Below are 13,044 nucleotides of genomic sequence, written 5' to 3' on the forward strand. Positions count from 1 at the left end.
AGGTTAGATTTGACTTAAAAAAAGCTACTTCACGTTTAACTTAAGAGCTGGTCTAAATGAGATATTTTGCTTGGAAAGCCTTATAAATATTGACCTTGTCGCAAACGGGGAAATCTCAAATTAGCGAATTAATTATTTTCTATAATTTACTTAAATTTAATGGAACAATTTGCTCTAAGTTGGAAAAAATAAAAAGTGAAAATGTGCTCTATTAATAAGAGACTGGTAACTATTAATTTTTTTAATAAAATTTTAACAATTAATTTGTAGTCCAAAAAGAAAAACTTTAGAGCATTTCAAAAAAAATGATGTCTTTAGTAAGTTCTAAAAATCAAGCATAACAATGGATACGTATCATTTAAGGTTGAATGATGTCGAAGATTTCGTGCCGCAGCTTGCAGAGAAGTTGGGGATAGGATTTAAGAGTAATTTAGGAGAGTTTACAGTAAATATTCCGTCAGATAAAGGAAATGGTAAAGTAAACTGCATAAACTTTCCAAATGGTATTGGATTATACACGTTTAATTTAGAATTCGAGGAAGATACCTGTCTAAGAATTTACCATCCAAGTGTAAACCCTATTCGTTTTATTTACTGCGTAGAAGGGACGCTAAACGCATATTTTAAAGATGAAAAAGACTGCGTTCTAAGAAGTCATCAACATCTTATAGCCGCAACTTTAGCAAACGGTACCCAGTGTTTCCAGTTTAATGGAGGCGAAAGGGTAAAGATTTGCTATCTGGAAGTTAATCGCCGTAAATTTCAAAGTTATCTTTCTTTTGATCTTAGTGAGATCGAAGAAAATTATTTTAGGTTATTTGGTGATATTGAAGCTGAAAATGAAGTTTTTCAAACAGGTAATTATGGTCTAAGAACTATGGATACCATTAGGGAAATTGAAGACTGTGGTGTAGAAGGTTTTCCCCGAATTAATTATTTGGGAGGGAAAGCTTTAGAAGTATTGTCACATATGTTGCTTCAGTTTAGGGAAGGTCCAGAAATGCACGAGCCAAAACTTAAAAAGCGAGACCTAAGAGCTATAGAAAGAGCTGTAACTTACATTAACGAAAATATCTCGAATACAGGAACCGTACAGGAACTTGCCAAAGTAGGAGGTATTAATGTGAATAAGCTTCAGGATGGTTTTCAGGAAGTTTATGGGAAAACTGTGAATACTTATATTCGTGATGTACGTTTAACCCGTGCGATGAATATGCTTTTAAGTGGAGAAAAAGGAGTAGGCGAAGTAGTTTACGAACTTGGTTTATCCAGCCGTAGTTACTTCTCTAAAATTTTTAAACGTCGCTATGGAGTGTTGCCTAAAGATGTTTTAAACAATAAAAATTTAACCGAAGCTTCAGAATAGCTAAATCTTAAAAATTGGTATTTATTTGAATTTCTTCTTTGTAAATTGGTCTTAAAATTCTGAATCTATGGAAAAGCAGATTTTGGTACCTACTAATTTTTCAAAACATGCATGGAATGCTTTAGTGTTTGGTTTAAAACTTTACAAAAGTATTCCATGTAATTTTATTTTGCTGAATGTTTACGACGATGGTCGTGGAATTAGCGATCGCATCCCAGGTATTAAAACTGAAGAAGATGTTGATGCAAAAGAAACATCTAAAGATGGTTTGGAAAGAATCATGCAGGGGCTAAGTTTTAGAAAAGAAAATCAAAATCACGAATTTGAGACCCTATCTTTAGAAGGTGATCTTGAAGATGTGGTACAGGAGATTGTAAATACACGATCTATAGATTTAATCCTTTTGGGAGCTGAAGGGGCAAATGTAAATATTCACAGCTCCTATAAGTCGAAATTATCTAAATTGGCCGATTCTTTACAAAATTGTGCCATGCTTTTTATTCCTGAAGATTTTGAGCTTACAGAGCAATCGGTAAATGAAATTGTATTTCCCACAACCCTTAGATTTCCGTTTCAGGAGAAAGAATTGGATCCTTTAAAAGATTTATCTTCAAATTCTGCTTCACCAATCAGGGTGCTTTATATCGATAGTGATGGCAAAGGATTAAACGAAGAGCAGCAAAGTTTTAAGGAAAACCTTGAAGAACATTTTTCAGCATTAAAAAATACTTTTCACAGGCTTACAAAAACAACAGCTTCTACCGGAATTCATTTATTCATCGAAAGTAGGCAAAGTACCATGCTGGCTTTGTATAAAAGAAAACAGGGATTTTTCTCTAAACTTTTTTTACAATCTAAAGGAGACGATATTGAGTTTGATCCAGGTGTCCCTGTTTTATTATTAAAAGAACTAGATTAATTACCAGCTTCGTAAGGTATACCCTGCATCCCAAAATTGATATTCTAAATGTGAAGCACTAACAAATGCTTCAGTCATTTTTGTGCGGACTTGCGGCGTAGTTTTGGCTGCGTGATCATCACAAATAGCAATGGCTTTTTGTACTGCTTCACCAAATTCTTCACCAGCATAGGTATCGATCCACGCCTGATAAGGGTTTTCTCCAGATTGCTGATTCTCGTAAATATAATCGCCAACTTCTTTATAGATCCAAAAACACGGCAGGACTGCAGCCATAGCCACTTCAAGATTCTCTATAGCAGCCGTGCTTTTCAGAAAATTGATATAATGATGGCAGGCCGGTTGAATAACTGGTTTTTCTGAAATTCCAAATTCTTTAAAATAAGATTCATGCAAAGCATTTTCTACTATAATTGCATTTTCTGCGAATTGAAGAAAGGCAAGTGTATTTTCAGTATCATAAGCTCTGGCCGCGATTAACGCAAGGGCCCTTCCAAAATTTTCAAGATAAGCCGAATCCTGACTCATATAAAACTGAAATTTCTCTAAAGGCAAACTACCATCCATCAATTCAGTAATAAAAGGCATTTTTATGATTCGGTCGTAAATTGGGCTTATCGTTTGCCAGGTTTCTTTACTCCAGCTCATTTTTTATTAATTTTTGTGGGTTAAAAAAGTGATTTAAAGGACCATTTCCTTCTCCTGTTTTTACATCTTTTCCGTAATTAATGGCGTTATGCGCAAACTCCTGTCCCAGCTTTACTGCTTCCAGCAGGTTTTCTCCTCTCGCTAAATAAGAAGCAATAGCAGAAGACAAAGTACAACCAGAACCATGTGTATTATTAGTGCTGAATTTCTCAAATTCATAAGAATGAACCTGCCCATCTTCAGCAAAATAAAGTGAGGTGATTTTATCGGTTTTTAGGTGTCCGCCTTTCATTAAAACAGATTTGCAGCCAAGATTCATTATCTTTTCGCCTGCTTTTTTCATATCGTCCAAACTTTCCACTTTCATTTCAGCAAGAACAGCGGCTTCATCCATATTTGGCGTAATGACGTCTGCTAACGGAAATAACTTTTCGACAATCGTTTTTATAGTTTCGTCTTCGATTAATTTATGTCCGCTGGTGGCCACCATTACGGGATCAAAAACCAACGGTGTTTTTGCATATTTTTGTAATCCGCTAACGATCGTTTCTACCAATTCTGGAGTGTGAACCATTCCGATTTTCATCGCATCAGGAAAAATATCCTCAAAAATGCTATCAATTTGTTCTGAAACTGCCTGGTAGGGAATAGTAAAGATGTTTTTTACACCGGTAGTATTTTGTACAGGAAGAGCCGTTAAAACTGAAGTTGCGTAACAGCCCAAGGCCGAAAAAGTTTTAATATCGGCCTGGATTCCTGCGCCGCCGCTGCCATCAAATCCTGCGATGGTTAGTGCTGAAGGATATTTATAAGTTTTCATGTTGATTTTGGTGAATTTGAGATTTGATTTTTTCCGCTGCTTTTTTTGGATCTTCTGAAGTACAAATCGCCGAAACTACCGCAATACAATCGGCTCCCGCTTTTATAACTTCCGCAGCATTACCGGCATCCATTCGCCCAATCGCTACAAGTGGTTTTGGGGTTAAAGCACGTATTTTTTTGATGCCTTCGATTCCCCATTCGGTTACCGTATCTGTTTTGGTTGCGGTGCTGTAAATTGGGCTAATTCCCAAATGATTAGCGACTTGGGTTTGTTCGTTTTCCAGCTGTTCCAGATATTCTATAGAATAGCCTATAGCCTTATTTCTATCCCATTTTTGCTGAATTTCAGTGGGTGGCATATCACTATTTCCCACATGAATTCCGAAGGAATCTACCGCTTTAGCCACGTCAAGATTATCATTGATGATAAGCGGAATTCGATATTTATCGGTTATCTTTTTAAGCGCTTCCGCTTTTTTTATAAATGCTGAAGTGTCTAAATTTTTTTCTCGAAGTTGAATAATATCCACGCCACCTTCAATAGACATTTCAGCAACTTGAAGCATCGGGAAGTGCACACAACTTTCTTCAGAAATCACCAGATATAGCTGATACGGAAAATCAGGATGCATTATTCGCTAATTTTAAGATGAGAAAGAAATTCCTCTTCGCTAATATTGTATAATTTATCGAGTAAATTTAGTTGAAGACTACCCGGCCCGGCTGAATTTTTAGCGGCAATTTCGCCACAAACGCCCATTAGCGCCATTGCCGCAGCAGTAGCTTCAAATTTGTTTTCTAAGATAGCAGCAAAAGCAGCCGTTATAGCGGAAGCAGAGCATCCAAGACCGGTAACTTTAGCCATTAATGCATCCCCATTTTTTAGCGAAAGCTTTTGATCTTTATCGATAATTATATCGGTCTCTCCAGAAATACAAACTGTTGCGTTAAACTCTTTATTTAAAGATTTAGCCGCTTCAATAGCTTCGGTACTTTCAGCAGTGCTATCTACACCTTTAGTTGGAAGATTGGACGCTTTTGCCAACGCCATAATTTCTGAAGCATTTGCCCGTATAATTGTTGGTTTCAGCTCTAACAGTTCAGCAATAATTTCATTACGATAAGCTGTTGCTCCGGCACCAACAGGATCTAGAAGCCAGGGTTTTCCAAGTTCATTTGCCTTTTTCGCGGCTTTGATCATGCTAATGCTCCAGTATTCATCTAAGGTACCAATGTTAACCACAAGTGCCTGGCAGATGTTAACCATGTCTTCAATTTCAGATTGTGCATGAGACATTATAGGTGAAGCGCCCGCCGCCAGTAAGGCATTTGCGGTATTATTCATCACTACATAATTGGTGATATTGTGAATTAATGGCACCGATTTTTTTACTTCCTGAATATGTTGCCAAAGGATTTTTTCCATAAGATTTTTAATTTTTGGCTTTAGGGAAAAATATTCAGAAGAAATAGAAGTAGTAAAAGAGACTAAGCTCAATACACTTTTCCCTACGACGGTTTAAACTGCATCAGGTTCAAAGGGACTCTCTCAATTCTTTTCAGAATACCCCTAAAGCGAGATAAATGTAATGTAAATTTTAAGGCTGATAAAATATTTGCGGCTCATTAATCGATTAAGCTTAAAATATTTTATGATTGTTTCTATTTGAAACATTTATTATTGTATATTTAGCAAAATTATACGTATTTATTAAGAATATTCGAGGTTTATTTCGTTATTGTTTAGATACTATTAAAATAAACTTCTATAAGAATCACACAAAAAAGGATGACAGGATTAAAGAATTTAAGTAAAGCAGGAGTATTTTTTCTAATACTTACTTCATTTTCAATGTTTGGGCAGCGCCAATTTGGTGCAGCAACTTTATATACGGTAAGAGATGAAATGGCCGCAGCACCAGAAGAAACTATAGATGAAGTTTCAGAAATTGGTTATTTATATATTGAAGCTGCTGGTTATAGCGATGGAAAATTCTACGGAATGGAGCCTAAGAAATTTAAAAAACTACTGGCTAAATATCATACAAAACCTTTAAGTACACACCAGGGTGGCGTAACTATGGAAAACGTAGATAAAATGATTGAAGATGTTAAGAAAGCCGGTTTTAAATATTTTGTGATTCCTGTGCCGCCTATGGGCCGTTTTACTTTTGATCCTGAAACACAAACAATGGGAATGGACGATGATCTGGATTTTTTAGTTGAAACTTTTAACACTATAGGAGAAAAATGTAAAAAAGCAGGTTTAGAGCTTTTATATCATAATCACGATTTTGAGTTTAAAGAAAATGAAAATGGAATCGTACCTATCGAATATTTTCTGGAAAATACAGATCCAGAATTGGTGAATTTTCAAATGGATCTTTTTTGGGTAACCAAGGCGGGTGCAGATCCAGTAGCTTATTTCGAGAAATATCCAGGCCGTTTTAAATTATGGCATGTAAAAGATATGGACGAAGAAGGAAAATTTGCTCCAGTTGGCGAAGGAACAATAGATTTTGGTAGAATCCTAAAAGAAAGAAAAGCTTCTGGGATGAAGTATTATATCGTAGAGCAGGACATGACTTTTGAATTAAAACCTCTTGAAGCTATTAAAATTAGCCATGATAACCTTAAAGATTTTGGCTTTGATAAAGTGAAATATAAAAAATAAACCTTAGAAATCGAAGGTTATAAAAATCCTCCATATGTAATAGAAAAACCCTCTAAAGTTTAAACTGAAGAGGGTTTTTCGATATATAACTAATTTGGAGTTTTATGATTTAGGTCTTACGCAATACATCTTTTACAAAGGTCATTTTCAAAATCAAAAAATGTATAGCATATCTTTTTAATTCCGTCGTAAACTTCACAAATGGTATTTTCAACAAACTTGTTTAGTTTCTTTAATTCTGAATTTTCTTCAGAATCTAATAATGCATCTGAAAGTAGCACGTAAGTATTACTATTAACCGAATTCTTTAAAAGCTGATGTGCCTCAATAACCGTTTGTCCATAAAGCTTTTCAAACTTACCAATATTATATTGCGCTAAAGGGCCGTAATGTGCGATAAGCTTTAAAGAAAGATCTATATTTAATTGAAATTCTTCTTCTAAAAATTTTACTTCCTGATTAAAAACTTCTTTCATCAAACAAAATTGATGCAGAATGTCGTTGGCTGAAATTCTTTTTCCGTATTTAAAAAATAGTACCGCGTCACCTTCAATTTCAGAAATTTGAAGATCCAGTACATTACTTTTAATAATGGCGTTAAGTAATTTAGAAGTGATTAATTTACCAGTTTCTACATCTGTAGTTTCAACAAAGCGGCTAAAACCACTAATATCTGGCATAATTATCGTTCCTTCAACTACTTTAGATTCGTATACATTTTTATTAATAAGATAGGGGAGTTGTCTGGTAATAGTTCTATTCATAGCAATTTTTTATTTGATGAGTATATCAGATCATCGTAGATGATGCGATGAATCCAAGTAGTGCAATTTTTTCCTGTTAGTCTTTATTAAAAGCCTTTGCTTACACGCTTTTTGAAAATTCTTTTTCAAATTTATGTATATTTGATATACAAAAGTTAGTAATAAACAAAATGTAAGTGATATACATTTTGTTAGTATAATTTAGAATGGGAGAATTATTAGATAAAAAGGTTTGCGAAAGCAAATTGGGTGCTATCGATGATGCACTTTATGCCATTGGCGGTAAATGGAAACTTAAGATCATCATTGCACTTAAAGAAGGAAATAAACGTTTTAATGAACTGCAAAGAGCCTTGGATATTTCGGCCAGAATGTTATCCAGAGAATTGAAAGATCTTGAACTTAATGGCTTTGTAGATCGCAAAGTATATACCGATACTCCTGTAGTTATAGAATACGAACTTACCGATTATAGCAATTCTTTATCTGAAATTTTAGAAGCCTTAAGTTCGTGGGGAATTAAACACCGTGAAAAATTAATCGAGGAACGATCTTAAAAATGAAGTCTACTAAAATCGAAAATCGATAAAAATAACTTCAATTTTAGAAAATAAAGCATACAGCTAAGCGTTATAATTTGGACGAATCTTTTAAGAGAGATTTTCGTTATTTCGATAAAACTGCATTAATCTAACCTAATGTAGCTTGGAAAGCCTTTCGTAACTGAAAGGCTTTTTTAATACCTTATTTAGAATTTTATTGGCACCGCCAAAGGGGTTAATACCTATTGGCTTGCCTCGAAATTAAAAATTTGTTTCCAACGAATGCCTCGAGGGCTTGCCCCAAGGTAGTTTACTCCTCAGTCCTAATGCATAGTTAGAAATCGCTATCCTTTATACCTTACCAACTTGTCCTAGGTATTATGTATGTTTTGCTAAAGTTTTAAGAGCCAATTTTATAGATAACTCGTTTTCAAAGCATTTCTTTTATTGTTTTTAAGATTTTTTTTCTACTTTTAACAAATCCGAAATTTTATTAAATCAAAACATGAGTTATTCGAACTATTTTTTGCCTAAAAAGCTAAATCGATTTATGTCTATTGGGCTTTGTGGGGCACTTGCTTTAAATCTAAGTTGTAAAAATGCTGCTGAAACTAACGAAGATCAGGAAGATGAACGTCCAAATATCGTGGTGATCATGGCCGATGATCTTGGGTTTTCAGATCTTGGAAGTTATGGTGGCGAAATTAATACGCCCAGTTTAGATCGTTTAGCTGAAAACGGACTCCGTTTCAACTCCTTCTATAATACTTCTCGTTGTTGCCCAAGTAGAGCAGCTTTATTAACGGGGCAATATCCACATCAGGCAGGAATTGGTAGAATGACAATGGATATGGGAAAACCTGGTTATCGTGGAACCTTAGATTCTAACACAGTAACGATTGCTGAAGCTCTAAAACTTGCGGGATATCAAACGGCGATGACGGGAAAATGGCATGTTTCAGAAACAAATACATTAAATAACGAAGCTCAGTTAAAATGGTTGAGTCATCAGGAAGAGCATGGTGCATTCTCAGATACACTAACTTATCCAACCTCAAGAGGTTTTGATAAATACTACGGAAATATTTGGGGAGTTGTAGATTACTTTGATCCATTCAGTTTAGTAAATGGAACAGAGCAGGTAAAAGAAGTTCCTGAAGATTTCTATTACACCGATGCTATTGGTGATACTGCAGTGGCTTATGTAGACGATTTTGTACAAAAAAAGGATCCATTTTTTCTTTATGTAGCCCATTGTGCGCCGCACTGGCCACTTATGGCTCCAGAAGAGGAGATTGCAAAATATAAAGATACTTTCAAAGGTTGGCGCCAAACCCGTGAAGATCGTTATAAAAGACTGGTAGAGAAAGGTATTTTACAGGGCGATATCGCAAAACTTTCAGAATTTATGTTTAAGGACCTTAACTGGGAAGAAAATGTAAATGAAAAATGGGATAGCCAGGCAATGGCCGTTCATGCGGCAATGGTAGATCGTATGGATCAAAATATTGGGAAGCTTATTGATAAGTTAGAAGAAACAGGTGAATTAGATAATACGGTAATCTTTTTTATGTCTGATAACGGAGCAAGCTCTGAGCGTCCATCACAATACGGTCCAGGTTTCGATCGTGCCGGCCAAACAAGAGATGGTAGAGAAGTTGCTTTTCCGGTAGATAAAAGTGAAGAAGCCTTGCCGGGATCGCAGGTAGTACATTCGGGTATTGGTCCGCAATGGGCAAATACGGCAAACACGCCATTTAGATATTGGAAAGCCAGGGTTTACGAAGGCGGAATCACTTCCCCTTTTATTGTTCACTGGCCAAAAGGAATTAAAGAAAAAGGAATTGTAAAAACTCAGGCAGCTCATATTATTGATATTATGCCTACGATTTTAGATCTCGCGAATGTGGATTATCCTGAAAAATTTGAAGGTAGAAATATTACTGCTACTGAAGGTAAATCTATGCTTCCTGTAATTACAGGAGCCTCTGAAGAAAATGTAAACGACGTTCTTTTTTGGGAACATTTTGGATCCAGAGCCTTAAGAAAAGGAGATTGGAAAGCCGTAAAACTCGACGGAAATTCTAACTGGGAATTATACAATCTTGCTGAAGATCGCACCGAACTTAATGATCTTGCTGCAACAAACCCTGAAAAGTTAGAAGAATTAAAAGCTGAATGGGATAAACTCGCCAAAAAGACAGATGTTTTCCCGATGCCTTAAAACGCAAATTTGTACAGTTTGATTGATTATAGTTAATTTTTAGGAAACCTTGCTTTGCTAGGTTTCCTTTAATTTTATCACCAATTTCGAAAAATCTAAATTACCCTAGTTATGAAAAGAATTATTGCTGCAATTACTGTAGCACTATTTATGGCATGCCAGCCGAAATCTGAAGAAAAAGCTTCTAAATCGACCAATATTACCAATAAGGTAAATGTTTTTTTAGGATCATCGGGAGATCACGGGCAAATGTCCCCGTCAGCTTCAACTCCTTTTAATATGATGAGTATCGGGCCGCAAACCAATCCGCATAACCATACAGGTTACGAGCATTATGCAAAAGAATTTGATGGTTTTACCCATACGCATTTAGAAGGTGTTGGTTGCACCGGTAGTGGTGGTAATATATTAATCAAACCAATTTTAGAGGATAATAAGGATACTCAATTACTTAAAACTTCAGAGCATGCAAAACCGGGATTTTACGAAGTCAGTTTTGAAAACGGTATCGATGCTGCGATGAGCGTAACACATAATTTTGGGATTCATCAGTATAATTTTAATGGCGAAAAAGGAGGATTGTATATCGATCTTTCATTTGCACTTTCCAATAGATTTGTTTCCGAAGAACATGAAATTCAGGATAACAAAATAAGCGGAGTTATAGATACTAAAACTACCTGCCACGCCGGGACGTATCGTTTTTATTATGAAATTCAACTTAAAAATATTGCTGAAATTTCTGAAACATCAGATCATGCTTTAATTGCAACAGCAAAAGATAATTCTAGAGAAGTACAGGTTTTAATAGGATTTTCCTCGGTTTCTAAGGAATATGCGTCACTAAAAATTGAAGATACTTCTTACGAAAACCTGAAAAAGGAAGCTAATGCCGAATGGGAAAAAGCCTTAAGCCGAATAACTGTTGAAGGGGAAGAGGATCGTGAGGATCTTTTCTATTCATTATTATATCGCGGTTTGCAATCGCCGTATATCGTTTCTGAAGAAGATGGTACTTATCCTGCCATCGACGGAACGCTTCAAAAAACTGAAGGAACCATTTACAGTGGTTGGGCGATTTGGGATAATTATCGCGAGCAGTTACCAATGTTGTCTATGGCTTATCCAGATCGTTATGGCGATATTGTAAAATCTATAGAGAATTTATATGCCTTCGGAAAGAAAAACTGGGCAACAGAGCATGAACCTGCACCAACAGTAAGAACAGAACATGCAATGGTGGTTTTACTGGATGCATATAATAAAGGTTACGAAGTAGATATTAAAAGAATTAAAGATTCTTTAGTTAAGGATGCTGAAAGTTTAGATTATGGCGCACCAGATAAAGCTTTAGAATCTTCTTACGATAATTGGGCGATGGCGCAATTAATGAAGATCGATGGCGATACCGCCTTGTACAACAAATACTTAAAAAAGGCACTGAATTATAAGGAATATTGGAATAAAGATTTTAAGGATATTACGCGTAATGATGTAGATCGTATGCAAGCCAGAGGCTTGTACCAGGGAACGATCTGGCAATATCGCTGGTTTGTGCCTTTCGATTTAAACGGACTTAAACAATTAGCGGGTGGTGAAGATCAGTTCTTGGAAGAATTAGATATGTTTTTCAACAATCATAATTACAACCATGCTAACCAGCCAGATTTGCAGGTTCCGGGGATGTACAATGCAACTAAAGAACCTTGGAAATCTCAGGAATTATATCGCAAAATAATGCTGGATACCATGGTGCAGGCTTATTTTAATGATAATAGTAAAGGAATAGATCCTTATGTTGGCAGGATTTATCAAAATAAACCAAAAGGATATATAAGAACTATGGATGATGATGCGGGCACAATGTCATCATGGTTTGTAATGCGAAGTTTAGGGCTTTCGCCGGCTAATATTGGGAATCCTGTTTATTATTTAACGGCACCGATATTCAAGGAAATGTCCATAAACTATCCCGAAGGAAAAACTTTTAAAATTAGCGTAGCGAATTACGATAAAGATCATTTTTATGTTGAAAGTGCTACATTAAATGGTGAAGCATTAAACCGAAATTGGTTAACACAGCAGGAAATTTTAGAAGGAGGAGAATTGATAATTAAAACTTCTGCAACTCCTAATAAAGAATGGGGAGTTAACGAAAGCTGGGTTTCTTCAATTAAAGATTAAAATTATTAAAGAAAAATGTAAAGGCTGATAGTACTATCAGCCTTTTTTTATGATTTTTCCTTAAAGTATTGTTCAAATTTGCAGTTAGAGTTTTGTGTTTTCCTGATTTTATTTAATTTAAGCCCAAAATTGAGTTTTGTGGTCTTTGCTACAATATCCTGGCAAAAAACTTGTTATAGATAAGTCACAAAGAGTACGATGATGTTGGTAGAAATGCTAAATTATAGATATCAAGAACATACTTCTGTTATAAGGTTGGCTATGGATCATTGCCATAACTTACTTAATAACAGTAGGTGTGGTAAATTGCCATATCATAATATACAGCATACTTTCGAGGTATATCAATACGTGCAACGAATTGCAGATTACGAGAATCTTACTCCAGAAGAGAAAGAAATCGTTGTTTTGGCTTCACTTTTTCATGATACCGGCAATAGCAACACTTATAAAGGACACGAAAAAGTTAGTGCAGATAATGCCTATGCTTTTTTATCGAATATTGGTTATCCTGAAGAAAATATAGAAAAAGTATGCTCTTGCATTAAAGCAACACAAATGCCGCAGGCGCCAAAAAACAAGATCGAGGAGATTCTTTGCGATGCAGATCTGGCTCATTTAGGAACTAATGCCTTTAGATCTAAAAATAAATTATTACGATCTGAATGGTTTAAGTGCTTCAATAAAAATTATACCGATAAAGAGTGGTTAGAGAATAATATCTGCTTTCTAGAGTCACATTCTTATTTTACCAGTTACGGTAAAGACATTTTACTTCCGAAGAAACAAAAAAACTTACAATTACTTAAACAAGCTTATAACAGGTTGTTAGCAAAACAATAGCCTTTATTTCATCGAAAATCGAAATTAAGTCGGTTGCTTTTTTTAATTTAGAAGCTTA

General features: G+C 35.3%; 12 protein-coding genes and 1 riboswitch. Of the genes, 7 read left to right on the top strand and 5 right to left on the bottom strand.

Going from position 1 to position 13,044, the window contains the following annotated elements; all coding sequences use genetic code 11:
* The first annotated feature begins 343 nt into the window (after positions 1 to 343).
* Together IIF7_RS09825 and IIF7_RS09830 are read left to right on the top strand one after the other, a co-directional pair.
* Positions 344 to 1,366 carry a helix-turn-helix domain-containing protein gene (locus IIF7_RS09825; RefSeq protein WP_084841515.1) on the top strand — a complete coding sequence of 341 codons (1,023 nt, stop codon included), beginning with the start codon at positions 344 to 346 and terminating at the stop codon, positions 1,364 to 1,366.
* 67 nt (positions 1,367 to 1,433) lie between these two features.
* Complete coding sequence (locus tag IIF7_RS09830) at positions 1,434 to 2,285, top strand: universal stress protein (protein ID WP_084841516.1); 852 nt, start codon at positions 1,434 to 1,436, stop codon at positions 2,283 to 2,285.
* On the opposite strand, the gene tenA is transcribed toward IIF7_RS09830, so the two are convergent.
* Genes tenA through thiM form a run of 4 tightly spaced genes read right to left on the bottom strand, consistent with a single transcriptional unit; the run spans position 2,286 to position 5,181 of the window.
* Positions 2,286 to 2,933: a thiaminase II gene (tenA, locus tag IIF7_RS09835; RefSeq protein ID WP_084841517.1), complete on the bottom strand. Its 648-nt coding sequence runs from the start codon at positions 2,931 to 2,933 to the stop codon at positions 2,286 to 2,288.
* Positions 2,920 to 3,753, bottom strand: coding sequence for a bifunctional hydroxymethylpyrimidine kinase/phosphomethylpyrimidine kinase (gene thiD, locus IIF7_RS09840; RefSeq protein ID WP_084841518.1), 834 nt, complete (start codon positions 3,751 to 3,753; stop codon positions 2,920 to 2,922). The genes tenA and thiD overlap by 14 nt, the downstream gene beginning before the upstream one ends.
* Positions 3,740 to 4,387 (bottom strand): thiamine phosphate synthase, encoded by a 648-nt coding sequence (thiE, locus tag IIF7_RS09845; protein ID WP_084841519.1) that lies wholly within the window; start codon positions 4,385 to 4,387, stop codon positions 3,740 to 3,742. Before thiE ends, thiD begins: the two co-directional genes overlap by 14 nt.
* Entirely contained in the window at positions 4,387 to 5,181 is a 795-nt protein-coding gene (gene thiM, locus IIF7_RS09850; RefSeq protein ID WP_084841520.1) for a hydroxyethylthiazole kinase, read from the bottom strand. The genes thiE and thiM overlap by 1 nt, the downstream gene beginning before the upstream one ends.
* 63 nt (positions 5,182 to 5,244) lie before the next feature.
* Positions 5,245 to 5,337, bottom strand: a riboswitch (TPP riboswitch).
* A gap of 207 nt (positions 5,338 to 5,544) precedes the next feature.
* Between thiM and IIF7_RS09855 the strand changes: the two genes are divergently transcribed.
* The gene (locus IIF7_RS09855; RefSeq protein WP_084841521.1) at positions 5,545 to 6,429 is read left to right on the top strand and encodes a sugar phosphate isomerase/epimerase family protein; all 885 of its coding nucleotides are present in this window, start codon (positions 5,545 to 5,547) and stop codon (positions 6,427 to 6,429) included.
* 116 nt (positions 6,430 to 6,545) lie between these two features.
* Here the strand turns inward: IIF7_RS09855 and IIF7_RS09860 are convergent, their stop codons facing one another.
* Positions 6,546 to 7,193 carry a DUF2652 domain-containing protein gene (locus IIF7_RS09860; protein ID WP_084841522.1) on the bottom strand — a complete coding sequence of 216 codons (648 nt, stop codon included), beginning with the start codon at positions 7,191 to 7,193 and terminating at the stop codon, positions 6,546 to 6,548.
* Between the two features lie 206 nt (positions 7,194 to 7,399).
* On the opposite strand from IIF7_RS09860, the gene IIF7_RS09865 reads away from it, so the two are divergent.
* The 4 genes from IIF7_RS09865 to IIF7_RS09880 all read left to right on the top strand — a co-directional run bounded on the left by IIF7_RS09865 (position 7,400) and on the right by IIF7_RS09880 (position 12,986).
* Positions 7,400 to 7,750 carry a winged helix-turn-helix transcriptional regulator gene (locus IIF7_RS09865; protein ID WP_084841523.1) on the top strand — a complete coding sequence of 117 codons (351 nt, stop codon included), beginning with the start codon at positions 7,400 to 7,402 and terminating at the stop codon, positions 7,748 to 7,750.
* A gap of 535 nt (positions 7,751 to 8,285) precedes the next feature.
* On the top strand, positions 8,286 to 9,959 hold the full coding sequence (locus tag IIF7_RS09870) for an arylsulfatase (RefSeq protein ID WP_084841524.1): 1,674 nt from the start codon (positions 8,286 to 8,288) through the stop codon (positions 9,957 to 9,959).
* A 111-nt stretch (positions 9,960 to 10,070) separates the two neighbouring features.
* Positions 10,071 to 12,143 carry a glycoside hydrolase domain-containing protein gene (locus tag IIF7_RS09875; RefSeq protein WP_245801608.1) on the top strand — a complete coding sequence of 691 codons (2,073 nt, stop codon included), beginning with the start codon at positions 10,071 to 10,073 and terminating at the stop codon, positions 12,141 to 12,143.
* 198 nt (positions 12,144 to 12,341) lie between these two features.
* Positions 12,342 to 12,986 (top strand): HD domain-containing protein, encoded by a 645-nt coding sequence (locus IIF7_RS09880; protein ID WP_084841526.1) that lies wholly within the window; start codon positions 12,342 to 12,344, stop codon positions 12,984 to 12,986.
* Positions 12,987 to 13,044 lie beyond the last annotated feature (58 nt).

This window comes from Zunongwangia atlantica 22II14-10F7 (assembly GCF_002094855.1).
Taxonomy (GTDB): Bacteria; Bacteroidota; Bacteroidia; order Flavobacteriales; family Flavobacteriaceae; genus Zunongwangia; species Zunongwangia atlantica.

Bases quoted from the DNA above. Each gene is read 5' to 3' on its own strand.
- IIF7_RS09825 (WP_084841515.1), top strand. From the start codon at position 344: ATGGATACGTATCATTTAAGGTTGAATGATGTCGAAGATTTCGTGCCG.
- IIF7_RS09830 (WP_084841516.1), top strand. From the start codon at position 1,434: ATGGAAAAGCAGATTTTGGTACCTACTAATTTTTCAAAACATGCATGG.
- tenA (WP_084841517.1), bottom strand. From the start codon at position 2,933: ATGAGCTGGAGTAAAGAAACCTGGCAAACGATAAGCCCAATTTACGAC.
- thiD (WP_084841518.1), bottom strand. From the start codon at position 3,753: ATGAAAACTTATAAATATCCTTCAGCACTAACCATCGCAGGATTTGAT.
- thiE (WP_084841519.1), bottom strand. From the start codon at position 4,387: ATGCATCCTGATTTTCCGTATCAGCTATATCTGGTGATTTCTGAAGAA.
- thiM (WP_084841520.1), bottom strand. From the start codon at position 5,181: ATGGAAAAAATCCTTTGGCAACATATTCAGGAAGTAAAAAAATCGGTG.
- IIF7_RS09855 (WP_084841521.1), top strand. From the start codon at position 5,545: ATGACAGGATTAAAGAATTTAAGTAAAGCAGGAGTATTTTTTCTAATA.
- IIF7_RS09860 (WP_084841522.1), bottom strand. From the start codon at position 7,193: ATGAATAGAACTATTACCAGACAACTCCCCTATCTTATTAATAAAAAT.
- IIF7_RS09865 (WP_084841523.1), top strand. From the start codon at position 7,400: ATGGGAGAATTATTAGATAAAAAGGTTTGCGAAAGCAAATTGGGTGCT.
- IIF7_RS09870 (WP_084841524.1), top strand. From the start codon at position 8,286: ATGTCTATTGGGCTTTGTGGGGCACTTGCTTTAAATCTAAGTTGTAAA.
- IIF7_RS09875 (WP_245801608.1), top strand. From the start codon at position 10,071: ATGAAAAGAATTATTGCTGCAATTACTGTAGCACTATTTATGGCATGC.
- IIF7_RS09880 (WP_084841526.1), top strand. From the start codon at position 12,342: ATGATGTTGGTAGAAATGCTAAATTATAGATATCAAGAACATACTTCT.